The following is a 23,985-nucleotide window of genomic DNA, read 5'->3' on the forward strand; positions in this document are numbered from 1 at the left end:
GCGGTCAGCGGTGCCCAAGCCGTCAACCGCCGGCGTTAAGCTTTCCGGCGAGCCGCTCGCGCATCTGGACGCTGGCCGAGTTCAGGCCGAGCAACTCCACCTCCCGGCCGTGGCGGCGGTACTTCTCGGTTACGGCGTCGAGCACGGCGATGGTGGAGGCGTCCCACAGGTGCGAGGCGTGCAGGTCCACCACCACCCGGCTGATCTCCGGCTCCGCATCCAGGGCGTACTCGAACTGCATGTACAGGTCATTGGACGAGGCAAAAAACAGCTCGCCATCCACCGTGTAGGTGGCAACGTTTTCGCCGTTAATTTCGAGCACCGTCCGTTCAACAGTGACAAAGTGGGCCACCCGCCGCGCGAACATGGCCATGGCGGCGAGCACCCCGGCGCCGACGCCGATGGCCAGGTTGTGCGTCGCCACCACCACACCCACCGTGATCAGCATGACGGCGGTTTCCGACTTGGGCATCCGCCGCAGGGTCCGTGGGGCGATGGAATGCCATTCGAAGGTGATGGCCGAAACGAAGATCATTACCGCTACCAGGGCTGCCATGGGGATGAGGCCCACCACGTCACCCAGCACCACCACGAGGACCAGCAGGAAGACGCCGGCGAGGAAGGTGGATACGCGGCTGCGGGCTCCTGAGCCCTTGACGTTGATCATCGTCTGGCCGATCACAGCGCAGCCACCCATGCCGCCGAGGAACCCGGTGACAATGTTGGCAACGCCCTGCCCCCATGATTCCCGGGTCTTGTCGGAGCGCGTGTCCGTGATGTCGTCCACCAGCTTGGCGGTCATCAGGGATTCGAGCAGTCCCACCAGCGCCATGGACAGCGAAAACGGCGCCAGGACCTGGAAGGTCTCCCAGGTCAACGGGACGTTCGGGGGGAAGAAGCCGGGCAGGCTTTCCGGCAGCTGGCCCTTGTCATTGACCGTTGGCACGTCGACGCCCGCGAGTACGGCGACCACGGTGAGCACCACGATGGCAACCAAGGGCGAGGGCACCGCCGTCGTAATCCTTGGCAGCCCCACCACGATGACCAGGCCGGCGGCGACGAGGGGGTAGACCAGCCAGGGAACGCCGATCAACTCCGGCAACTGGGCCATAAAGACCAGGATGGCCAGCGCGTTGACGAATCCCACCATGACGGAACGGGGGATGAAACGCATCAGCCGGGTGACACCGGCTGCCGCGAACAGGATCTGGAAGACGCCAGCCAGGATGACTGCCGCAATCAGGTAATCCAGGCCGTGGCTGCGCATCAGCGGAGCAATCACCAGCGCCACGGCGCCGGTGGCGGCTGAGATCATCGCCGGCCGGCCGCCCACAAACGAGATGGTCACCGCCATGGTGAAGGAGGCGAAGAGGCCGATCCGCGGGTCCACGCCCGCAATCACCGAGAACGCGATGGCCTCCGGAATGAGCGCCAGCGCCACCACCAACCCGGCCAGGGCTTCCGTCTTCAGCCGCCGCGGGGAGCGCAGCGTGGCGCGCACGGACTGCAGTTGCCGGGGCGAGGGCGCCCTGTCCTCTGCGGTGGAAACAGCCATGGTCCGGCTCCAATCGGGTATCGAAAACGCGGCAGCAGGGGAGGCGCGCGCCTTCGCAGGGAGTGGTGGTCAGGAAGGATGGCGCTGCCCTGCGCCGGAGTGAGAGAGTCGGCCGGGGCACCAGCGGTTTGCGGGCGCCCGACTCTCCAACTTTACGCGGAGCCGCGGGGGAGCCTGCACGTGCGCATGTTGTCAAACTGTGGCTTCCCGCGGCCCGTCATCCGGAAGCAGCGGGAAGCTTGACTGGTAAAATGGCGGGGTTGCAGGGCGGCCTTTTCGCTGGTGCAACCAGCGCCGTAACGAAGTAGGGGACAACAATCATGACGGCAGGCGGTGCACACCTCGGGACGTCGGAAAGCCAGCCAGGCTCGCCGGCAACCGCCGTCACCGAGCCCGCCAAGCGCCGCGCGTACGTGGCCATCATTGAGGGCTTCCTCGGCGCCCTCATGATGTTCGTCGGTTCCATCGGCACCGGCTGGATCGCCAACGGCTCGCCCATGATCCGCCAGCCTGTGGTCATCGCGCTCCGTACAGAAGGCTGGGGAGTGACGGTTTCCACCATCCTGCTGACGGTGGGGGCCATGGTGCTGATGCGATCGTGGCTCCGGCTGGGACAACGGCTGTCTGCTTGGGGAATATCGTCCCTTCGGTCCGTTGTGATCGCCATTTCTGCCTGGTCCCTGCCGCTGCTTTTCTGCGTACCGGTTTTTTCCCGCGACGTCTACGCCTACACGGGCCAGGGCCGGCTGGTGATGGAGGGCCAAAACCCGTACGAGGTGGGCATTTCCACGCTCAACAACTGGTTCGCGCTCGGGGCGGACCCTGCCTGGGCTGAGAACAGGACCCCGTACGGACCATACTTTCTCTGGCTGGCGCGCGCCGTCGTCGGGCTGACCGGAGCCCAGCCCGATGTTTCCGTGCTGCTCTTCCGCCTTGTCGCGGGCGCCGGCGTCCTCCTCTGCGTCATCTACGTGCCGAAGCTGGCGGAGCTGCACGGTATCAACGGTGCCCGTGCACTGTGGATCTCCGTGGCCAACCCCCTGTTCCTGATCAGCTTCATCGCCAGCGCCCACAACGACGCACTCATGGTGGGGCTCGCCGTCGCCGGCGTCTACTTCGCGGCAACACGCCGCTACGTGCTGGGTATCCTCCTGGTCACCGCCTCCATCGGTATCAAACCCATTACTGTGCTCCTGCTGCCGTTCATTGGGGTCATGTGGGCGGGCCCCGCTGCCTCGTGGCTGCGCAAGTTCCTGATCTGGGGCGCGACGGCGGGCATCAGCTTCGGTGTCCTGGCCGTCAGCGGCATCCCGTACAACCTGGGACTGGGCTGGACCTGGGCCATCATGGATCCCACTCCCGGCTATACCGGTTACTCGCCGTCGGGCTTCCTGGGCCAGCAGGTGGAGTTCCTAGCCAATGTGCTGGGACTGCCGGGCGGGACCTTTGCCACCCTGCTGCGGACGGGCATGAAGTATGCGGCCATCGCGCTGGTCCTGCTGTTGATGTTCCGCGGGGACTACTCCCGGGCGGTGCGCCGGATGGCCCTGGCGTTCACCGCCGTCGTGATGCTGGCACCCATCATCCAGCCCTGGTACATCCTGTGGTTCCTGCCGTTCCTGGCTGTCACCGGCATCCGGGACGACTGGCAGATCCGGTCGCTGTACGTGGGCGTCACCTTCTTTGTGGTGTTCGGGGCGCAGGACCAGCTCTCCGTGTGGTCCTTCGTTGAGCTGCCCATCGACGCCTCATCGCTGGCGTTCGTGACGGCCCTGGGGTTCACGTTCTACCTTTTATTCCTCGACGTGCATACACGAAAACTGCTGATTGAGGCCAAGCCGCTGGACCTAGCCAGGCGGGGCTTGAACTGGATCACCGCGAGGCGTGAACTGCGCCGCCTCCGCGCTGAACAGCCCGATCGGCAGCAGCTCGGAAGCCGCTGAGCTAAGCTCCGGCTGGCACTGCGGCAGGGGACTTCCGGCCCAGCTCCGCCGTCCGCTTCACCGACCACCAGAGCAGCACCACCAGAAGCACATTGCGGGTGGTGAGGATGGCCGCCATTACCGGGTGGGCATGAATGAGCGGTGTATAGAACAGGGGATAGATCACGAAAGTGGTCATGGCGATCCCCATCAGCAGGGCAGCCGGGACCTTCCAGCGGTTCCAGTCATGGGTGAGGCCGGCAATGATCACTGGCGCCAGCCAGATGATGAACTGCGGGGAACCCACCTTGTTGAACACGATGAACGCGGTGACCATCATGAGGGAACCCTCGAGGAACAGTTCCTCGCGTTCGGCACCGCGGTTCATCGCGCGGACCAGCAGGACAGCCGCTCCCACCGCCGCGAGGATCAGGAGCGGCTGCATCAGGAACGCCGCAGTGCTGGCGCCCGGGCCGTATACCTCGGTGGAGTTGATGGCAGTGTTGTCCGCCATTTTTGAACCCGCGATGTTGAAGACGCTCAGCCACACCCACGGCGTGGAGAAGGTTGCCTCGAGCTGCATGCCGCGCTCGCCCTGGTTGGTGAGGAAGTCCATGATGTGCGGCAGCCCGCCGGACAGCCACGTTCCCAGGGCGACAACCGCCGTCACCACCACCCCGGAAAGGACCACCTGGATCCGTTTCTGGCTGGCAATAACGATGGGCGCCAGCACGGCCGCCGGCCACACCTTGATCCAGGTGGCAATGCTCAGCAGGATGCCCGCCACCACCGGCCGCTGCGCCGCATACAGGAGGGCAATCAGCACGATGGGTGCGGTGATGCCTTCCACCCTCGCAAAGCTGAGGTAGCCCATAAAGACGGTGAAAAACAGCCACCACCATGCCGGGGCCACGCCGCTCACCGTCCGCGGACCGCGGGTGAGGAAGGCAACCCCGACGGCGTTGAGGGCCGTGATGATCAGGAACCAGGCCAGGAGGTACAGGCCTGGCCCGGCGATGTTCGCGAGGAAGATGGGGATCTGCGCCAGCACCGGGTACACCCACGGGCTGATCTTTCCGTCGAGGTTCTCCGGGTTGTAGCCGTCCGTGGCCCACTGGCGGTACTGCTCGGTGTCGCTGAAGGTCTCGCCGTGCAGGAAGAAGGACGCCATCCAGCCCAGGAAGTAAAGATGGACGACGGCGAAACCCCACCACACGCTGGACGGACGCGCGAACCAGTCCACTACTTTTGCGGGAACGAATTTCGTGCGGACGCTGACCAACCGGTCGAAGAACTTCGTGGAAATCTTAGGACTCCTTCAGCACGGGAGCGGCTGCAGGCGTCTTTTTGCCCAGCGAGTAGAGGCGCCGGACGCTCCAGAGGAACAGGACCACCAGGAGGACGTTGCGGATGGTCAGCACCAGGGCCATCCACGGGTTGTTGTGGCTGAGCGCGTCGTAGAACAGGGGGTAGATGAAGTACGTGGCCACGGCGATGACGATCAGCATGGCCGCCGGGACCCGCCATTCCCGCCAGCTGTGGGCCAGCCCGACGGCGACCGCCGGGGCGAGCCACACCATGAACTGCGGGGAGCCCACTTTGTTGAAGACCACGAACGCGGTGGCCAGGGTGAGTGCGCCGGCCAGGAGCAGTTCGGTGCGGTCTGCCCCGCCGCTGGGTTTGCCGTTGTGCTGGTTGCCGTTATGCAGCGCCCAGAACGTCAGGCCGGCCACCAGCAGGGCGGCCAGGATCAGGAGGGGCTGCATCAGCACGGACATCAGGGCGGTGCCGGGGCCGTCCACCTGCATGGAGTTGATGTCCGTGTTCATGTACATGCGGGAATCGCCGATGTTCAGGACGGAAAGCCAGAGCCACGGCGTGGTGAAGGTGGCCTCGAGCTGCATGCCGCGGTCGCCCTGCTGGGTGAGGAAGTTCAGGAGCTTCGGAAGGCTGCCTGCCGCAGCGGCCAGCGCAACCACAACCGCCGACGTCGCAATTCCGGCAAGCACCACCAGGATCCGGTTCTTGGCGACGGCGAACAGGGCCAGCATGACAGCGGCCGGCCAGACCTTCACCCAAGTGCCGATGGCCAGCAGGACGGAGGCGATGAACGGCCGGCGCACGCCGTAGGCGAGGGCCACCAGGACCAGCGGCGCGGTGAGGCCGTCCACGCGGGCGAAGCCGAGCCAGCCCATGAGGAAGGTGAAGACCAGCCACCACCAACCGGCGGGGATGGCCTGGCGGTCCCGGCCCCGGTTGGTGAGTTTCAGCAGGGCCCAGCCGTTGAGCACTGCGGTCATCAGGACCCAGAGGAAAAAGAACGGCCCGGGACCGGCAACGCCTGCGATGGCCATGGGGATCAGCGCGAGGATGGGGTAGACCCAGGGGCTGGGACCGCCGGTGAGGTTGGCGTCGTCAAACCCTGCCATGGCCCAGTTGCGGTAGATAAACGTGTCACTGAAGGCCTCGCCGCGCAGCGAGAGTGAAGCGGCGAAGACCAGGAAGACCAGGTGCACCACGATGAATCCGGCAAGCAGTCCCCGCCCGGTATTCAGCCGATCCCGAACCGGTGCCGGGATGAGGAGGTTGCGGATCCGGGTGAGATTGCCGAATAAAGCGTCGGTGGAAATGGCGGAATCCTTGTCAGGTCGTTGCACAGCAAGGTCGTTGCGCAATGGTGCACGGGTCATGCCGGGAGGCTTCTCCGGGGCATTGGAGGCGTTCAAAAACAGCTTCCACTCCCCATCAACTCTAAGTGACCATGCCGAGCGGCCCGTAATTGTTGTACCTGCCGCTTGGAGTGCGGGCCTCTGACCTGCGGTTCTAAATTAGTTGATTTTTCAAGTTGCTGGTGGTGGCTTCCTGAGGCATCATAAACGGGGCACACCACGTGCCTCATGGCGTCAGCAGTTCGGGGGAGCGGAAGACGCCTGCCCGACCCCAACCACTAAGGCCTGCCCCACATGACCGCTCACAACTTCCCACTGACCCTGACCGTCGCCGACCGCGAGAGCATGGACAGCCAGCTCGACGCCGCCGTCACGGCCGCCAAGGCCCACGCGCTCGCTGAAAAGCGGCACGGCATCCTGGTGACACGGCACGGCGTGGACAAGTTCACGGTCGCCCTCAGCGAGGCCGTCCCCTTCGGTCTTACCCGCGAGCACCAGGCCTGGTAGCCCCGGCGCGAGTGTTTTCCTGACGGCGCTCTACCCTCCGGCGTTGCCGGAGTCGTCTCCGGAGAGCCGTCCGCTGCGACCCTGGAGCCGGTCGATGTGCTTGGATGCCTCGGCCTTGCTGAGGTCCGCCGGGAGTTCTTCGCCTGCTTCACGGGCCAGCGTATCCAGGTAGCTTCGCTGTGCCGCAGTCATTGGCTCGTCGCCGGTCACCCAGTCTTCCGGGTCCCGGTTCAGGCCTGCATCCGGTTCAGGGGTGGGGCTGCCGATGGTTTCCTTGTTATCACTCATGCCTGAAATTCTAGGCGCCGGGTGCCCTCACGCCCCGGCAAGCTCCTGAAGTCCCTGCCCGCGCGCCTGGGGGCTGCCCGGCCGTGGCGCGGATATCGGCGGGTCAGGCTGAAGCACTCCTGCCATTTCCAATGTATCCCCGGGGGTGGGGCTTGCGGCAAGGGCCGGGCTGGGCCGCATAATCGCAGAGGCCACAAGCGGGAGAAGGGGCAGGCGTAGTGAGTGATCATGCAGTGGTGATCGTTGGCGGTGGCCCTACCGGTCTGATGCTGGCAGGGGAGTTGGCGCTGGCGGGGGTTGACGTGGCCCTTGTGGAGCGGCGTGCCACCCAGGACCTCGCGGGGGCCCGGGCAGGCGGCCTTCACGCCCGGACCATCGAAGTCCTGGACCAGCGCGGCATCGCCGGCCGGTTCCTTTCGGAGGGTCAGGTTGCCCAGGTGGCGGGGTTCGGGGGAACCCGCCTTGATATCAGCGACTTTCCCACCCGCCACCCCTATGGGCTCGGGCTGTGGCAGAACCACATCGAGCGCCTCCTGGCAGGCTGGGTGGCGGAGCTGGGGGTGACGTTCTACCGCGGGCAAGAGGTGACAGGCCTCGCGCAGGACGTCGACGGCGTCGACCTTTACCTCAAGGACGGCCGGAAGCTGCGTGCGGGGTACGTTGCGGGGTGCGACGGCGGCCGGAGCCTGGTCCGCAAGGCGGCGGGTATTGATTTCCCCGGGTGGGATCCCACCACCAGTGCCCTGATCGGAGAGGTGGAGATGACCGGGGAGCCGGAGTTCGGTATTCACCAGAATGCCTTCGGTATCCATTCCTTTGGCCGGCGGGAGTATGAAATCCGGGACGGCCAGGTAGTTTACGCGGACAGCGGCCCGGTAGGCGTCATGGTGACCGAAGAGCACGTCGGCCCTGCCAGTGAACCCACCCTTGGCGACCTCAGCGCGGCGCTGATTGCCGTCTGCGGCACCGATTACGGGGCCCACAGCCCCACCTGGATTTCCCGCTTCACGGACATGACACGGCAGGCTGCGGCGTACCGCGCGGGCCGGATCCTGCTGGCTGGTGATGCCGCGCACGTCCATGCTCCGGACGGCGGGCAGGGCTTGAACATCGGAGTGCAGGACGCGGTGAACCTGGGCTGGAAGCTGGGGCAGGTGGTCAAAGGGGCCGCCCCGGAAACCCTCCTGGACACCTACCACGCCGAGCGTCACCCCGTTGCCGCCCGGGTGCTGCGAAACACCATGGCGCAGACAGCGCTGCGCCGTCCGGATCCCCGGATCAAGGCCGCGGGCGAGGTGGTTTCCGAGCTCCTCAGCATGGAGGAGCCGCGCAAGCGGTTTGCAGGGATGCAGTCCGGGCTGGACGTCCGCTACGACTTTGGTGAGGGGCACCCGCTGCTCGGGCGGCGGATGCCCGACGTCGACCTTGTTACCCCGGGCGGCGCGCTAACCGCCTATGCTCTGCTGCACGACGCCCGGCCGCTGCTGCTGAACCTTGGTGCTCCGGGCGTCTTCGACAACGTGCAGCGGCGCGGAAGCCTGAAAGTGGTTGATGCCCAGTACACCGGCTCTTGGGAACTGCCGGTCCTCGGCGAGGTTCCTGCTCCCGCCGCTGTCCTGGTCCGCCCGGACAGCTACGTCGCGTGGGTGGGCGAGGGAACGGACGCGGGGCTTGCGAAAGCTCTGGCCACCTGGTGCGGATCCGCCCTAGGTTAGGGGCATGACCACCAAGACGGCACTTGTTACAGGAGCATCCTCAGGAATCGGGGAGGCCACTGTCCGGAAGCTGCAGGGCCTCGGCTGCACCGTGTACGGGGCGGCCCGGCGCACGGACCGGCTGCGGGGACTGGCGACCGACGGCATCCGGCCGCTTGCCATGGACGTGACCGACGATGCGTCGATGAGCGCGGGCATTGAGCAGATCATTGCCGATACCGGCCGCATCGACGTCCTGGTCAACAACGCCGGCTACGGCTCGTATGGCGCGCTGGAGGACGTCCCCATCGGCGAGGGCCGCCGGCAGTTCGAGGTCAACGTCATCGGCGCGATCCGGCTGGCGCAGCTGGTCCTGCCGCACATGCGCGGGCAGCGTTCGGGCACCATCGTGAACGTCACCTCGATGGGCGGCAAGATCTATACCCCGCTGGGCGGCTGGTATCACGGGACGAAGTTCGCCCTCGAGGCTCTCAGCGACTGCCTCCGCCTGGAGGTCAAGCCCTTCGGCATAGATGTGGTGGTCATCGAACCAGGCGGCATCGCCACCGAGTGGGGCGACATCGCGGCGGACAACCTGGAGGCGACATCCGGGCACGGACCTTACGCGCCGCAGGCGGAGGCGGTGGCCCGAACGTTGAGGGCGGAATCGACCGGGAACCGGAACTCGCCGCCGTCGGTGGTGGCGGACGCGATCGGGAAGGCGGTGACCGCCGCGAAGCCGAAGACCCGCTACGCGATGGGCTTCGGCGCCAAGCCCTTGATTACGGCCCGCAGCCTTCTCGGTGACCGCCAGTTCGACGCTGTGATCAGCCGGGCGATCGGGCTGCCGCGCAGCTGAGGGCCTGCGAGCCCGGTCCGTCAACCGTTAGAGGTGCGCATCCCTGACCTCCGGCGGAGTGGCGCCCTGGAGGACCCAGCGGTTGCCATCCGGATCGGCGAAGTGGGCAAACAACACGCCACCCATGTCCTGGACGTCGCTGATGTCCGCGCCCCGGCGGAGGAGTTCGTCGCGCGTGGCGCCCATGTCCGGCACCACCAGCTGCAACCCCTCCAGGCTACCCGGCTGCATGGCTGTCATACCGGTGCCGATAACGATGGACGCGGCCGAACCCGGAGGCGTCAGCTGGACCACCCTCATTCCGGGAACGTGCTCCACATCGTGGTCGAGCACGAAGCCGAGCTTCTCCGTATAAAAGGACTTTGCCCTGTCCACATCGGACACGGGTACCTGCACAACCTCAAGGCGCATCTCCATTGGCCCACAGTACCTTTCGTTACTCCATGCTTCGGGCTGTGACCTCGCATCTCACCCCTGTCGGTGATGCTGCGCGGATCGGTTGGGCGCAAATGTCAGACCCTACTCCTAGTCTGAAAGTGTTCGGAAGAGGAGGGGCCGGCATTGGTTCCGCGAAGGAGGGGCAGCATGGAGGTTCAGCCGTTCGTCACTGACGACGAGGCGTGGGTTCCAGCTGTCGAGTTCACGGACCGGGAGGATTCGCTCCTGGCCGGGACGCTGAGCTTCCCGGCTCCTGCCTTCCTGACCGCCGATGGTGCGATCCGCGTGGTCCAGTCGGCTGACAGGCTGATCGCCTGGGCTACGGGCATGAAGCATGGCGCGCTTGCCCGGGTTGAGGAAGCTGTTGCGGAAGTGTAAGCGGCAACTTTAAACTGACCGGAGTCGGAAAATCTGAGTGACCGTTCGCGGCAAGGTTTTGACCCGTGGCGGCAAGCATTTTTGAACAGCATTTGGCCTCCTTTGGTGGGCTCGCGTGCCGGGGATTCCCTTGTCCATCCCCTCGTGTCGTTACGGGGAGAGCCCCTTCCTTCCGCGGTGAAATGGCGATGTCGATCGTCTGTATTTCACCCGTTATGGGAAGGAGGGGGCTCGTTGTGAAGTCTCCAGGAGAGTTCATGGAAATTTTAGCTGCTTATGATTTGACCCGGTCGTACCGGGATGCCGCGAAGATCTGCGGCGTTTCGCACAACACGGTTCGCTCTTATGTGAAAGCCCGCCAGGAAGGTGCGCAGGCGCCGGTGGCCCGGCAGCGCGGTCGGATGACCGACCCGTTCCTGCCGCAGATGATTTCCTGGGTGGAGCAGTCCCGCGGGAAGATCCGCGGCGATGTCGTGCATGAGAAGCTCCTGGCTTTGGGTTTCACCGGGTGTGAGCGCACGACCAGGACTACGCTGGCTGCATTGAAGGCGAAATACCGGGCCCGGAACGTGCGCGTGCACCGGCCCTGGACGCCCGAGCCGGGTCTCTGGCTTCAGTATGACTACGGCGACGGGCCCGTCGTTGATGGGGTGAAGACCGTGCTGTTCGTGGCCTGGTTGGCCTTCTCCCGGTTCCGGATCGTGATCGCTTTGCGGGACAAGACGATGCCGAGCGTCTTCGCCGCCCTGGACCGGTCGTTCCGCCTGGTCGGCGGGGTCACGACCTACGTACTCACGGATAACGAGAAGACCGTCACGATCGAGCACATCGCCGGGATCCCCGTGCGGAACGCGCAGATTGTGGCGTTTTCCAGGCATTATTCGACGTCCATGCAGACGTGCATCCCGGCCGACCCTGCCTCCAAGGGCGGGGTGGAGAACGCGGTTAAGATCGCCAAAGCCGACCTCGTCCCCAAAGAGACGAACCTGCTGCCCGAGTACGGGTCCTTCGCCGAGCTGGAAGCGGCGTGTGAGGCGTTCATGGAGGAGGTGAATTCGCGGGTGCACCGGGCCACGCTGGAGGTCCCCAAGGACATGCTCCGGGTTCTCGAACGCCCCCGCTTGCACCCGGTCCCGGAAACCCCGGTGACAGCAAGTTTCGGCCAGACCCGCCAGGTCCCGCCGAACATGCCCATGATCACGTTCGAACAGTCCCGGTACTCCGTCCCACACATCCTGATGGGTGAAATGGTGTGGGTGCGCGGGACCGAGACCGAGGTCGTCATCGTCCATGTCGGGGTTACCGGCCCGGTCGAGGTTGCACGGCACAAACTCACCCGCCCAGGCACTCCGGCGATCATTGACGCCCATTTCCCGCCGGCCCCAGCCGGGGCCCTGGAACGGGTCATCCGCCCGACCAACAAGGCCGAGGAAGATTTCCTGGCCCTCGGCGCCGGCGCAGCGCTCTGGCTCAAGGAAGCCGCCGCGGCCGGGACCGGGAAGATCCGGCACAAAATGGATCGTGCCGTCACCCTCGCCAAGGTCCTGGGCACCGACGAGGTCGACAAGGGCCTCGGTTCCGCCGCGGTGCATCAGCGCTTCACCCACGAGGACCTGCTCTCCATCATCAATACCGCCGGCGGTAAAAACCACACAACCAGCACCCGCACCGTCACCGACCAAGGCCAATGGCTCAGCCAGGGCACCAGCGGCTGGGCCAACTTCGGCACCGCCGCGCCTGCCACCACCGCGCCTGACACCACCAGTGATGAAGACTTTGAAGGAGCCACCGAATGAGCGCGACAGCCCTTGCCCCCAGCTCGCTATCGGACCCGGCGGTCGAGAACGTGATCGGGTTGATGCGCACGACCCGGATGCCGCACGCCCGCGCCGTCGTCGCCGACGTCTTGGCGACCGCGAAAGCCCAGCGTTGGGACCCGACAGAGGTCGTGCGCGTCCTGCTGGAGGCCGAAGCCACAGGCCGGAACGCCTCGATGCTGGCCACCCGCCGCAAGCGCGCAGGCTTTCCCTCCGGGAAGATCTTCGATGTCTGGGACGAGGCCCTTTCCACCCTCCCGGCGGCGACAACATCGTTCCTGCGAACGCTGGAGTGGGTGCGGCGGCGGGAGAACCTGATTGCCTGCGGGCCCTCCGGCACGGGCAAGACCCTGCTGCTGGAGTCCTTGGGCCAGCAGGCCATCGATCAGGGCATGTCCGTGTCCTGGCTGAGCATGGAGGACCTCGGCGCTCTCGTGCGCCGGCACCGGATCGATGACAGCGTCAACAAAGCCATCACCCGCGCCACGAGCGTGGATTTGATTTGCGTCGATGACATCGGCCTTTTGCCGGTGTCGGCGGACGCGGCCGAGGGCTTCTACCGGGTTGTCGAGGCCTCCTACGAGAAGCGCTCTCTGGCGATCAGCTCCAATATCCACCCGTCCGGGTTCGATGAGCTCATGCCCAAAACCATTGCCACCGCGACCGTGGACCGGCTCCTCCACCACGCCCACCTCTGCCAAACCAGCGGCGAGTCCGTCCGGCTCATGCAAGCCCAAAACGGGAAAGGAACCTGCCCCATGAGCTAACCCAAAACCCCGGTCAGGCGCCCCGCCAACCCGGCACGCCCGGGGCGCCTGACCCTGTCCAAAAATACTTGCCGTGCCCGGTCAATCACCTGCCGCCAGCGGGCAGACCAACATGCCGCGTCCGGTCATTTCTAAGTTGCTGTTGACAGGAAGAAGCTCCCATGCGGCAGGAGAACCAGCCGCTACGGTTTGGCGGTGACGAGGCCCATGCGCTTGCTGTCACCGAAGTGTCGACTGCCTGTGCCCTCTCGGAGGGCACGGCTGCGCGCTTGCTCAATGATGCGGCGGAGCTGACCACGTCCTTTTGGGAGGTCCTTGAAGCCTTGGAGGCCGGCGAAATTTCCGACGCGCATGCCCGGATCATTGTCGAACAAGCCCGCTCCCTCCCTGACGGGAATGCTGAAGGGTTTGCATCGATTGCGCTACGGCGCACGCGGACCCGGCGCGGACGCAGGCGCACTCCCGCTGAATTGCGCGCCTGTCTGCGGCGGTTGCGCGAACAGCTTCACCCTGAAAGCCTCGCGGCCCGCAAGGAGGCGGCCCGGCGTGAGCGCGGCGTGTGGTTCAGGGCCGAGCCGGACGGCATGTGCACGCTCACGGCGTTCCTCACCGCGGAGGTTGGAATGGCGATCTATGGCGGACTCGATCGTGATGCACGGCTGGCCAGCGCGCGGGCCGCGGAGCTCAGGGACATTCCGGGGCACAGCGCTGCTACTGTTCCCGGCCCTGCACCTGGAACCGGCACTGCTGCGGATCCGCCTACGCTGTCGGAGATTCGCGCCGAGGCGTTGGCTTACCGCCTCTTAGGGGGTCCTGAACTGGGCGGGCCTGACAAGCTTTTTGGTGGCCCAGACGGGGTGGAATCAGGGGTGTTCCGCCCTGAGATTGTCGTGACTATTCCGGTCGGACAGGTTATGGGCGGCACCCCCGATTCCGACGGCGGTGCCGCATCCGCTGAACCTGAACTTGGAACGGCTGAACTCGAAGGTTATGGCCCTCTTGATGCTGCAACGGCCCGGCATTTGGCGGCCCTGGCACCTACTTGGCACCTGCTCTTCACGGACAGTACTACCGGGCAGGCATTGGGCGTGGGGCGCCGGGCATATCGTCCGCCGAAGGCGCTGCGCCGGTATCTGCAGTGCCGCGACGGGACCTGCCGGTTTCCGGGATGCACCCGCCGGGCCAGTGTCTGCGAGCCCCACCATACCATCGAGTGGCAGGACGGCGGGACTACCGACCCCGGCAACCTGGCAATGCTCTGCCGCAGGCACCACGCGCTGAAGTCCATCGGTGCGTGGAGCTACAGACACTCTTCAACCTCCGGGGACCTTGAGTGGCGCTCACCGCTGGGCAGGAAGTACACCACAGAACCAGCGGACCTCGGAAAAGTCCTGTATCCGCTCCAACAGCCAGAGCCACCGCCGTTTTAGGCACAACTATGCAGGCCTCGGACTTGCGCCGCTCCGGTTCCGAGGCGGCCGCCTTGCTGGCCGCGCTACCCGTCCTCGTCAGGCGCGAGGAACTTCATCAGCGTCTCCATGAGATGGAGTGTCTTCCGGCCCGGGTCAAGGAGGGACTGGATCCGGAGGCCGTCCATCATTGCCATGACCATGGTGACTTTGTCATCCGCGCTGAGTTCCTCGCTGTCCTGTGCGGTGGCGAGCCGTGTGCTGGTGAAGTGGTCGCGCATCTTCTCGCGGCGTGCAATGAAGAACTCATGCGCAGGGTGGCTTGGATTGGTTGCGGCGATGGTGATAGCCAACCAGTTCCGTTGCTGGTCCGGATGGGCAAACTCGTCCTTGAGGATGGTGGACAGTACCTGTTCCCTGGGGACCTTTGATTCGATGATGCGGCGTGCGGTTTCCGAATCGTCGGCATCGCGCTGCGCGAGGGCGGCCAGGAGAAGTTCATCTTTGGTGGCAAAATGGCGGAGCAAGGCCGCGTGCGTCACGTTCGCCCGGGCAGCGATATCCCTCAGGGAGGCCCGTTCGTAGCCGTGCTCGGCGAAACTTGCTGACGCTGCCCTGACGATCTCGGCCCGGCGGGCAGGAGTTGTTGCGTATGGGCCGCGGCGTCGTGTGACGGCCTTTTTCCCAATCTCTCGCTCGGCAGTGGTGCTCACGGACATCGTCTCTTTTCTTCGCTTGGTCTTTTCTTCCCTGGCTATTGCCAATTGTAACCACCGTGGCTACTATTTCTCGAAGAGTAACCACGGTGGTTACTATTTACGTGGTTTCGACACAGCTGTCGTCCGAGCGTCTGCGGTGCTGCGGACGGGAGCCATCCAATTAAGGAGTCATAGGTGACTACGAACGAACACGAGGCTTCTGGCTTCGCTGGCGGCATTGCGGCCGCCCAGCCGGTGCCCGGCAACCAAAATCCCGGCGAAGCTTCCGACGGCGTTTCGACCGTCCCTGAGGAACCCCAGACACCGGTGAGCCGGGGGTACGTTTTCTGGCTGATGCTCGCCAGCTTCGGGGCATCAATGGCGATGATGGTGCCACTCTCCTACGGCATCGCGGTCCGAATCAGCGAACTCGCCCCAGGGCAGGAAGAGGTTCTGGGCTACATCACCGGCACCGCGCAGCTGATCTACCTTGTCATCAGCCCGTTGATCGGGATCTGGAGCGACCGCACCCGATCGCGGTTTGGCCGGCGCACACCCTTCATCTTCCTGGGCACGGCGATCGGCCTGACCGGCCTGATCGTGATGGGATCAGCGCCGAACCTGCTGATCGTGGGCGCCGGCTGGGTGCTGGGCATGTCGGGATGGTCTATTTCCGGCGGCGCGATCCAGAACCTGATGGCTGACAAGCTGCCCGAGCAACAGCGAGGAAAAGTTTCCGCACTCACGGGGCTGATGACCCAGATCGCCCCCGTGCTGGGCATTGGAGTGGCCTACGCAGTCTCGTCCAACACCCTGCTGGTGTTTGTTGTTCCGGGTGTGATCGGGGCCGTGCTCCTGGCATTGTTCCCGATGATCAAGCCTGAGGGAAGCTCCAAGGACCTTGCCGTTACCTCCCAAGTGACTGCAAAATCCGTGGTCACCAGCTACGGCTTCAACGTCCGTAAGTACCCGGACTTCGCCTGGAACTGGTTGGGCCGGTTCGTGTTCTTTATGGGCCTGTACTTCAACACCACTTTTGGCACCTTTTTCTACGCCCAGCGCCTCGAGCTCCCTGTGCGGGAGGTCGCCGGTGTCGTCGCAACGATCGGCATGCTCGGCGTCGTTGCAGCCGCCGGGGGCGCGCTGCTGGGCGGGTTCCTGTCGGACAAGCTTAAGCGCCGCCGCCTGTTCGTGCTTATCGCGGCCGTTCTCTTCGTCGCGGGCGCAGTAGCCGAGGCCTTTGCCTGGTCCCTGCCCCAGCTGATCATCGGTGCCGTCCTCATGCAGACTGCCATCGCCGTCTTCGCAACAGTCGACCAGGCCATCATTTTTGCCATCCTGCCGAACCGTACCGAAACCGGGCGGTACATGGCGGTCGTGGCCTTCGCGCAGAAAATCCCCAGCGCCGTCGCCCCGCTCATCGCGTCCCTTGTCATCACCCTGGGAGCCGTCGGTGCAGAGAAGAATTACACGCTCCTCTACCTCACCGGTGCCGTCCTTGCCCTGCTGGGCGGGGCAGTGATCGCGCTCAAGGTCAAGGCAGTCCGCTAGGCGCTGTGCACCAATTCAAGGAAGAAGGACCACACATGGGCGGAGTGCCCTACGATCTGACCGTTGACAGTGGCGGGGACCAGTTCCCCGTCGCGGGGCCCGCCCCCAGGCTGTCGTGGAAATCCACTGCTGGCGCCGAGTTTGAGCTCGAGGCGCTCATCGACGGGGTACTGCAGCAGTCCGCCACAACCACGGCCCACCTGTACGTTCCGTGGCCCTGGGAGCCGTTGCGCAGCCGGCAGCGGGTGCAGTGGCGGGCCAGGGTCACGGGAATCAATGCCGGATGGTCTGACTGGTTTGCGTTCGAAGTCGGACTCCTCGACCCGGACTGGACCGCCTCGTGGATCTCCCCAGTGGAGAACGATGATCCTGGTTACGGTCGACGCCCTTCGCATATCCTGGCCACTCACTTCGAGCTGCCGGGCGCCGTGAAGTCAGCCAGGCTCTACGCCACGGCACTGGGCCTCTACACAGCGGCGGTGAATGGCGAACGGACGGGCACCGCCGAACTGTCCCCCGGGTCGACGTCGTACGACCGCACGCTCTACGCGCAGGCCTTCGACGTGACATCCTCGCTGAGGCCTGGACGCAACCGGGTGGACATTGAATTATCTGACGGCTGGTATCGCGGCCAGGTGGGCGCCTTCCGGCTGCCGGCCGGCTGGGGCACCACCCTGGGAGCGCGTGCTGAACTGCACATCGAGCTCAACGACGGAACCCGCCAGGTTATCCTCACGGACGGAACCTGGACGAGCACACCCTCGACGACGACCCGCGCCGACCTGATGGACGGGCAAAGCGTTGATTTCGGCAAGCATGATGAACCACGGGTAGAAGTACTCGTGGACCAGGTCGAGGCGCCACCGATCGAATGGTCGCCGGCACCACCGGTACGAGTCATTGACTCCCGTCCGCCGGAACAGATTGACGAGGTCAGGCCGGGCGTGTGGGTGGCCGACTTCGGCCAGAACGCGTCCGGGTGGATCCGGCTCGAGGACCTCGGACCAGAGGGCACGCGCACAGTGATCGAGTACGGCGAACACGTAGGCCCGGACGGGGACCTCTCAACCGCCCACCTCGATTCCCGCCGCCCCGGCGAGCGGGCAATAACTTTCTCGCAGCGCGATGAAGTGACTGCAGGACCCGCCGCAGCAGTCTTCGAGCCCCGCCACACCGTCCACGGCTTCCAGTACGCCCGGATTAGCCGTCTCGGCGCCGCTTTGGATCCGTCCACGCTGACCATGCAGGTGGTTCACACCGACCTGCGCCTTACCGGCGAATTCTCCTGCAGCAACGAGGACCTCAACCGCCTGCACCGCATCGGGGAACGGAGCTTCCTCGGAAACGCCGTGGATGTGCCGACCGACTGCCCCACCCGTGAGCGGTTGGCGTGGACGGGCGATTACCAGGTGTTCATCTCCACCGCCACGAGACTGCGGGACGTGCTCGGATTCAGCCGGAAGTGGCTGCGGTCAGTCCGCGACGACCAGCTCGAGGACGGCCGCATCGCCAACTTTTCCCCCGACGGCCGCCGCATCAAGAACAACCTGGATGAACAGTTCGCGATGATGACCGGCTCCGCCGGGTGGGGAGATGCGATTGTCACCGTCCCCTGGGCACTTTACGAAGAATACGGGGATGAAGCGGTGCTCGCCGAGAACTGGGACGCCATGGACCGGTGGGTACAATGGGCCCTCGACAAGGCACGCACCACCCGCCACCACGCCCGCGCCCAGACCCCAACCGAGCCCTTCGAGGAGTACCTGTGGGACGGCACCTTCCACTGGGGGGAATGGACCGAGCCGAAGAAGCGCGACGCCGACGGGAAACTAATCGACCCCGTCCAGGACAACCCGATGGCCTGGTTCATGGAAGACAAGGGCGAGGTGGGCACGGCCTACCTTCACCGCTCCGCGTCAATACTTTCCCGGGCAGCCCACGTCCTGGGCCGCACCGACGACGCGGCAAAGTATGCAATCATCGCCGATTCCGTCCGCCAGGCGTGGCAAGCTGCCTACGTTCTCGAGGACGGCACTACTGCCACGGACAGCCAGGCCAGCTACGTCCGGGCGCTCTCGTTCGGCCTCCTCCCGGAAGATGCCCGCGTGCCAGCCGTGAACCGGCTTGTCGAGCTGATCCGGCAGGCAGGCACACATCTGGGGACAGGCTTCCTTTCCACGGGGGACCTCCTGCCGGTTCTCGTTGAGGCCGGGCGGGAGGACGTCGCGTACGAGCTGCTCCTGCAGCGCAGCGCGCCGTCGTGGCTGTACATGGTGGACAGGGGCGCCACCTCCATCTGGGAATCCTGGGAAGGCATCGACCGCGAGGGCAACGCCCACGACTCCCTGAACCACTACAGCAAGGGCACTGTCCTCCGGTTCCTTCACGAATATACGCTCGGCCTGCGGCAGGATCCGGGGTCGGTGGCATGGCAGTCCATCGTCATTGCTCCAACCCCTGGCGCGGACTTGACCTGGGCGGGCGGGTCGCACGAGACACCCAACGGAACCATCAAGGTCCACTGGCAGCTCGATGGCGGAGAACTCCGGATCGACGCCTATATCCCGGCTGAAACAAAAGCCCGAATCGTTTTCCCCGACGGAACCGAATACTCCGCCGGCCCGGGCAGATACCGGGCGGCAAGAGCCGTCCCTTCCGCCAACACCCACCTAACCTACGCAACCTAGAGGACCACATGACTACTTTTCCCGACGGCTTCCTGTGGGGCGCCGCAACTGCCGGCCACCAGATTGAAGGCAACAACGTCAACAGCGACTGGTGGGCACGCGAGCTCACCATGCCGGGCATGGAGCTCTCCGGCGACGCCTGCGACAGCTACCACCGCTACCGCGAGGACATCGCCCTCCTCGCCGACGCCGGCCTGACCTCCTACCGGTTCAGCCTCGAGTGGTCCCGGATCGAACCGGTCCCCGGACACTTTTCCAAGGCCGAGCTTGCCCACTACCGCCGGATGATTGAGTACTGCTTCGAGCGGAACGTCACGCCCGTGGTTACGCTGCAGCACTTCACCACACCTCAGTGGTTTGCGAACGACGGCGGCTTTCTGGCTTCGGATGCGTCCGAAAAGTTCCAGCGCTACGTCACCGCTGCCACGGAAATCCTGGACGGGGTGGAATGGGTGGTCACCATGAACGAACCCAATATGCAGGCGGCCATCATGACCGCCATGCGCCGCATGCAGCAGAACCAGAGTGCCCAGTGGCAGAGCCCCACTGTCGAGGCCGAAGGGGAGAAGAAGCAGACGCACAGCGACTTCCTCACCTACGCGGATCCCGAAATCGGGCGCACCTTCACTGCCATCCACCGTGCCGCCCGTGACATTGTCCGGGCACGTACCAACGCCAAGGTCGGTTGGACCATTGCCGCCGGCGCACTCACTCCGGCGCCCGGCGGGGAGGAAAAACTCCTTGAGATCCGGTACGGCAAAGAGGACGTCTACTGGGAGGGGAGCCGTGGCGACGACTTCGTCGGCGTCCAGGCCTACTCCAGCCAGGAAGTGGACGCCAACGGCCTCGTCCCGCACCCGCCGCACCCCGACAACACGCTAGTGGGTACCGCGTACCGCCCGGACGCGCTCAGCATGGCTGTCCGCCACGCCTGGGACGTGACCGATGGTGTTCCGGTCCTCGTCACCGAAAACGGCATTGCCACCGCTGATGACGAACAAAGGATCCGATACACCACCGAAGCACTCGTCGGCCTCCACGACACCATCGCTGAGGGCATCGACGTGCGTGGCTACCTGCACTGGTCACTCCTGGACAACTTCGAGTGGGGACACTGGGAGCCCACGTTCGGTCTGATCGCCGTCGACAGGGACACCTTCGTCCGGACTGCGAAGCCGAGCCTTGCCTGGCTGGGCGGCGTGGCCCAACACAACGCACTGAACGCCAGGGTCCTCTCATGACAACGGCTTTCGCCGACGTCTCCGCCGCGCCCCTCGCTGAGCTCCTGTCCCTGGCCGGCCGGAAGGCGGTGGTCACGGGCGGTGCGCAGGGGCTCGGCAAGGCCATCGCCCTCCGGCTGGCAGAAGCGGGCGCGGACGTCCTCATCGGCGACATCAACGCCGAAAGGGCGCAGGCCGCGGCCGACGAAATCAGCGAACGCTTTCCCGTGCGGGCGCTCGGCGTCGCCATGGACGTCTCAGGCTCCGAATCCGTCCGCGCCGCCGCTTCAGCCGCAGCCACGGAGTTCGGTGGAATCGATATTTGGGTGAACAACGCGGGTGTCTTCCCCAGCGTTCCGGTCCTGGAAACACCGGATGACACCTGGGAGCAGGTTTTCGCGGTGAACACCCGTGGTGTCTTCAACGGTTCCAGGGAAGCCGCCCGGCATATGGCCGGTGCCAACCGGGGCGGAGTCATCATCAACATCGTCTCCACCGCCGCATTCAGCGGGACAGCGACCGGGCTCTGCGCTTACGTCGGATCCAAGCACGCCGTCCGCGGCATGACAAAGCAGATGGCCCTTGAGTTCGCCCCCCTCGGGATCCGCGTCCTCGGGGTAGCACCCACCTTCGTGCCCACCGAAGGCAACATGGCCGCGGCAGCCGCGCATCCGCCCAGCGAATCGGGAACGGCGATGGCCGTCATGACCAACAGCCTCATCGGCCGGATGGGCACCCCGGACGACATCGCGCGCGTTGTCCTCTTCTGCGCGAGCGACCTCTCCACGATCATGACCGGAAGCACCCTCCTGGCCGACGCCGGGCAGACCATCTGAGCCTCAGGAGGTGCCGCCGGTAGGGCACTCAACCGAAAGCGTTAGCCCCGTCAGGCCAGGCGCTCGCCGGTGACAACGGCCAGGTGGTCCAGGAGCGCGTTCTGGAACCGCTCGTCGCGGGCTGCGTGATGCGGCTTCTCGCGGGTCTGGTGAAACCAGTAGCCGCCGCTGGTGAGCGCCGCCGGGTCATCGCTGGTGGCGAGCCACTCCTGGGTCAGGTGGCCAAGTCGCAGGTCATCGGGCGCCCCCGCGCCGCCCATGCGGGTGGGCACCCAGCCGGGATCGACGGTGTTGCTGAGGACGTCCGGCCATAAACGGGCGACGGCGGTTGCCAGAGCTGTGAGGTAGAGCTTGCTGTCCGAGTAGCTCACCTTTCCCGTGCCCGCTTCGAGCCTGCTGAGATCGGCGTGTCCGCCGCGGTGCATCCCGCTGCTGAGGTAGACCAGCCTCTGCGGGCGTTCGATGAGCGCGGTGAGGAGATACGGGGCCACAACATTCACCTGGAAGATGTCCGGGCTGTGCAGGACTCCCGCGTTGTGAACGACGGCATCCACGCGGCCGATCTCGTTGACTTGCCGGGCGATATCGCGCGTCTGTTCCAGGTCCGCCAGGTCCCCCACCACGGCTTCGGCGCCGCCGTCCACCAGATCCTGGACGGCATACAGCCGGACGGTGCTCCGTGCATGGACAACAACATCGTGCCCGCTCTCCAGAAGGGTCCGGGCAGTGGCCCGTCCCAGCCCGTCAACGGAGCCAGTGACAAAAACACGCATGCCTACACCCTATCGGTCGGGTCGGTGATACTTGTATACATCTATACAAGTATGATCAGTGCCGGAGGTCGAACATGACTGATTTACCGGCACGGAATACCGGCGCACATTTTGTTTACGCGGAACTCAAGCGGCAGATCCTCAGCCTTGAGCTGAAGCCGGGGGAGCGGATTTTTGAGCCTGCAATGGCTTCCTCCTTGAGAGTGAGCCGTACGCCGCTGCGCGAGGCCATCAGGCGGCTCATCTCAGAGAACCTCCTGGAGCAGCAGCCCACCGGGGGTGTCCTGGTGCCCAGCCTGGACGAGGCAGCCATTTCAGAGTTGTACGAGGTCCGGGCGGCCATGGAGTCGTTAATGGCACGGAACGCCTGCATCAAGGCCACGCCTTCTGACATCGAAGCGCTCCGAGGCATCCTTGCACGTAACGCTGCAGTGGTGGAATTCGCCGATGACGCAATGCGGCAGGGCATGGCGCTTCACAGCAGGCTCGCGGAGATTGCCGGAAATTCCTGGGCCCGCCGTTTCCATGACCAAGTGTCAAACCACATGGAGCGGTACCGGCACTTCACCAACAGCACCCAGGAACGGCGCGACCAAGCCCTGGTCCAGCACCGGGCATTGGTGGACGCCGTGGCCGCAGGCGATCCGGACAACGCTGCGAAGATAGCTTTCGAGCACGTCATGGGCGCCCGTGATGCCGCGGTGCGTGCCATTTCGGGCAGCCGCCTGGGCATCTCATGATCGGCGAACTTGGACGCCGCACAACAACTTCCCTCCTGGTCCATTCCGCGCTGATCCAGGCCGTGACCTTCCTGGTCCGGCCCGCGGCCACCTACCGTGCGCTTGAACTGGACGTTCCCGGGTTTGCCCTGGGCCTTCTGGCTGCCAGCTATGCTGTTTTTCCCTTGCTGCTCGCGGTCCCGACGGGCGGCCTGGTGGACCGCTTGGGTGAGCGCCGCCTGATGGCCATCGGGTCCGCCATCGTTCTTGCCTGTTCTGCTTTCCTGCTGCTGTGGGGCTCGTCAATCGTCACCTTGGTGATCGGAACCGCGCTGCTGGGTGCGGGACAACTCGCATGCGTTGTTGGGCAGCAGGCCGTGGTGGCCAACAACGCTGCCCCAGCCCGCATGGACGCAGCCTTCGGTTACCTGACTTTCGCCGCCTCCCTGGGCCAGGCCCTCGGACCCCTGGCGATCTCTTTCGTGGGTGGTGCCTCCATTCGCCCCGACACGCAGGCGATCTTCTTCCTGTCGACGTGCATGAGCCTGGCACTCTTCGTGACCACGTTTGGTGTGGCAGCACATGTCAGCGGCGCGAAAAGGAAGGCAATTGCAGTTGACGGCAAGACCGGCAACGCACTCTCACTGCTCAGGACCCCTGGCGTCGCCCGCGCATTGGCCACCAGCGCCACCGTGCTTGCCGTGGTGGACCTGACCATGGTGTACCTCCCGGCGCTCGGATCCGAACGCGGGCTTACTGCGGCAACAGTGGGGGCCATGCTCACTGTCCGTGCAGTGTTTTCCATGGTTTCGCGGATCATGCTGGGCCGGGTGTCCCGCAAGCTGGGCCGCATGAGGCTCCTGGTGCTGAGCCTCGCACTGTCCACCGTCGCCTTGGCCGTGGCGGCGGTTCCCATGCCGGCTTGGCTGTTGTTTGTTGTGATGGCCGTTCTCGGGCTGGGGCTTGGCATCGGCCAGCCGCTGACCATGTCCTGGCTTTCGGCGCAGGCCCCCGCGGGGCAGCGCGGACGGGCGTTGGCCCTTAGGCTCGCGGGGAACCGGGTGGGCCAGGTGGTCCTGCCGAGTGCCATTGGGGTGGTTGCGGCAGGGCTTGGTGCCGGGGGTGTTTTCCTTGCTTCAGCCGTGGTGGTGGGCGGGACACTGCTGCTGCTCCGCGGCGTGAAGTTGGACTAAGGCGT

21 protein-coding genes are annotated in these 23,985 nt (G+C 65.2%); 14 read left to right on the forward strand and 7 right to left on the reverse strand.

What is annotated here, in order from left to right:
• Positions 1-22 precede the first annotated feature (22 nt).
• Positions 23-1,555, reverse strand: coding sequence for a SulP family inorganic anion transporter (locus M8J71_RS09100; protein WP_256247584.1), 1,533 nt, complete (start codon positions 1,553-1,555; stop codon positions 23-25).
• A 320-nt stretch (positions 1,556-1,875) separates the two neighbouring features.
• On the opposite strand from M8J71_RS09100, the gene mptB reads away from it, so the two are divergent.
• Positions 1,876-3,498, forward strand: coding sequence for a polyprenol phosphomannose-dependent alpha 1,6 mannosyltransferase MptB (mptB, locus tag M8J71_RS09105; RefSeq protein ID WP_256247585.1), 1,623 nt, complete (start codon positions 1,876-1,878; stop codon positions 3,496-3,498).
• Between the two features lies 1 nt (position 3,499).
• On the opposite strand, the gene M8J71_RS09110 is transcribed toward mptB, so the two are convergent.
• Both M8J71_RS09110 and M8J71_RS09115 read right to left on the reverse strand, forming a co-directional pair.
• Complete coding sequence (locus M8J71_RS09110; protein WP_256247586.1) at positions 3,500-4,759, reverse strand: glycosyltransferase 87 family protein; 1,260 nt, start codon at positions 4,757-4,759, stop codon at positions 3,500-3,502.
• A 25-nt stretch (positions 4,760-4,784) separates the two neighbouring features.
• Positions 4,785-6,167, reverse strand: a complete 1,383-nt coding sequence (locus M8J71_RS09115) for a glycosyltransferase family 87 protein (protein ID WP_256247587.1) — start codon at positions 6,165-6,167, stop codon at positions 4,785-4,787.
• A 273-nt stretch (positions 6,168-6,440) separates the two neighbouring features.
• On the opposite strand from M8J71_RS09115, the gene M8J71_RS09120 reads away from it, so the two are divergent.
• A complete protein-coding gene (locus M8J71_RS09120; RefSeq protein WP_256247588.1) occupies positions 6,441-6,653 on the forward strand; it encodes a hypothetical protein in 213 nt (70 codons plus the stop codon).
• A 30-nt stretch (positions 6,654-6,683) separates the two neighbouring features.
• Here the strand turns inward: M8J71_RS09120 and M8J71_RS09125 are convergent, their stop codons facing one another.
• A complete protein-coding gene (locus M8J71_RS09125) occupies positions 6,684-6,941 on the reverse strand; it encodes a DUF3072 domain-containing protein (protein WP_163166995.1) in 258 nt (85 codons plus the stop codon).
• A 218-nt stretch (positions 6,942-7,159) separates the two neighbouring features.
• On the opposite strand from M8J71_RS09125, the gene M8J71_RS09130 reads away from it, so the two are divergent.
• Together M8J71_RS09130 and M8J71_RS09135 are read left to right on the forward strand one after the other, a co-directional pair.
• The gene (locus tag M8J71_RS09130; RefSeq protein WP_256247589.1) at positions 7,160-8,656 is read left to right on the forward strand and encodes an FAD-dependent monooxygenase; all 1,497 of its coding nucleotides are present in this window, start codon (positions 7,160-7,162) and stop codon (positions 8,654-8,656) included.
• A gap of 4 nt (positions 8,657-8,660) precedes the next feature.
• A complete protein-coding gene (locus tag M8J71_RS09135; protein ID WP_256247590.1) occupies positions 8,661-9,494 on the forward strand; it encodes an oxidoreductase in 834 nt (277 codons plus the stop codon).
• A 27-nt stretch (positions 9,495-9,521) separates the two neighbouring features.
• On the opposite strand, the gene M8J71_RS09140 is transcribed toward M8J71_RS09135, so the two are convergent.
• Positions 9,522-9,911: a VOC family protein gene (locus M8J71_RS09140; RefSeq protein ID WP_256247591.1), complete on the reverse strand. Its 390-nt coding sequence runs from the start codon at positions 9,909-9,911 to the stop codon at positions 9,522-9,524.
• A gap of 168 nt (positions 9,912-10,079) precedes the next feature.
• Here M8J71_RS09140 and M8J71_RS09145 point away from each other — a divergent pair, with 168 nt between their 5' ends.
• The 4 genes from M8J71_RS09145 to M8J71_RS09160 all read left to right on the forward strand — a co-directional run bounded on the left by M8J71_RS09145 (position 10,080) and on the right by M8J71_RS09160 (position 14,324).
• Positions 10,080-10,310 (forward strand): hypothetical protein, encoded by a 231-nt coding sequence (locus tag M8J71_RS09145; RefSeq protein ID WP_256247592.1) that lies wholly within the window; start codon positions 10,080-10,082, stop codon positions 10,308-10,310.
• A 236-nt stretch (positions 10,311-10,546) separates the two neighbouring features.
• Complete coding sequence (istA, locus tag M8J71_RS09150; RefSeq protein ID WP_308292952.1) at positions 10,547-12,106, forward strand: IS21 family transposase; 1,560 nt, start codon at positions 10,547-10,549, stop codon at positions 12,104-12,106.
• Complete coding sequence (locus M8J71_RS09155) at positions 12,103-12,894, forward strand: ATP-binding protein (protein WP_305478904.1); 792 nt, start codon at positions 12,103-12,105, stop codon at positions 12,892-12,894. Before istA ends, M8J71_RS09155 begins: the two co-directional genes overlap by 4 nt.
• A gap of 161 nt (positions 12,895-13,055) precedes the next feature.
• Positions 13,056-14,324, forward strand: a complete 1,269-nt coding sequence (locus M8J71_RS09160; protein WP_256247594.1) for an HNH endonuclease — start codon at positions 13,056-13,058, stop codon at positions 14,322-14,324.
• A 65-nt stretch (positions 14,325-14,389) separates the two neighbouring features.
• On the opposite strand, the gene M8J71_RS09165 is transcribed toward M8J71_RS09160, so the two are convergent.
• Positions 14,390-15,016, reverse strand: coding sequence for a TetR/AcrR family transcriptional regulator (locus tag M8J71_RS09165; protein WP_256247595.1), 627 nt, complete (start codon positions 15,014-15,016; stop codon positions 14,390-14,392).
• A 180-nt stretch (positions 15,017-15,196) separates the two neighbouring features.
• Between M8J71_RS09165 and M8J71_RS09170 the strand changes: the two genes are divergently transcribed.
• The 4 genes from M8J71_RS09170 to M8J71_RS09185 are packed head-to-tail and all read left to right on the forward strand — an operon-like array spanning position 15,197 to position 21,295.
• A complete protein-coding gene (locus tag M8J71_RS09170) occupies positions 15,197-16,552 on the forward strand; it encodes an MFS transporter (protein WP_256247596.1) in 1,356 nt (451 codons plus the stop codon).
• Positions 16,553-16,587: 35 nt separating this feature from the next.
• Positions 16,588-19,239, forward strand: coding sequence for an alpha-L-rhamnosidase (locus tag M8J71_RS09175; protein ID WP_256247597.1), 2,652 nt, complete (start codon positions 16,588-16,590; stop codon positions 19,237-19,239).
• Between the two features lie 8 nt (positions 19,240-19,247).
• Entirely contained in the window at positions 19,248-20,480 is a 1,233-nt protein-coding gene (locus tag M8J71_RS09180; protein WP_256247598.1) for a glycoside hydrolase family 1 protein, read from the forward strand.
• The gene (locus M8J71_RS09185) at positions 20,477-21,295 is read left to right on the forward strand and encodes an SDR family NAD(P)-dependent oxidoreductase (RefSeq protein ID WP_256247599.1); all 819 of its coding nucleotides are present in this window, start codon (positions 20,477-20,479) and stop codon (positions 21,293-21,295) included. Before M8J71_RS09180 ends, M8J71_RS09185 begins: the two co-directional genes overlap by 4 nt.
• 50 nt (positions 21,296-21,345) lie before the next feature.
• On the opposite strand, the gene M8J71_RS09190 is transcribed toward M8J71_RS09185, so the two are convergent.
• Positions 21,346-22,068, reverse strand: a complete 723-nt coding sequence (locus M8J71_RS09190; RefSeq protein ID WP_256247600.1) for an SDR family NAD(P)-dependent oxidoreductase — start codon at positions 22,066-22,068, stop codon at positions 21,346-21,348.
• A gap of 74 nt (positions 22,069-22,142) precedes the next feature.
• Between M8J71_RS09190 and M8J71_RS09195 the strand changes: the two genes are divergently transcribed.
• Positions 22,143-22,808, forward strand: coding sequence for a GntR family transcriptional regulator (locus tag M8J71_RS09195; RefSeq protein ID WP_256247601.1), 666 nt, complete (start codon positions 22,143-22,145; stop codon positions 22,806-22,808).
• Positions 22,805-23,980, forward strand: a complete 1,176-nt coding sequence (locus tag M8J71_RS09200) for an MFS transporter (protein ID WP_256247602.1) — start codon at positions 22,805-22,807, stop codon at positions 23,978-23,980. The genes M8J71_RS09195 and M8J71_RS09200 overlap by 4 nt, the downstream gene beginning before the upstream one ends.
• Positions 23,981-23,985 lie beyond the last annotated feature (5 nt).

The sequence above is a fragment of the Pseudarthrobacter sp. R1 genome, from assembly GCF_024494415.1.
Lineage (GTDB): Bacteria > Actinomycetota > Actinomycetes > Actinomycetales > Micrococcaceae > Arthrobacter.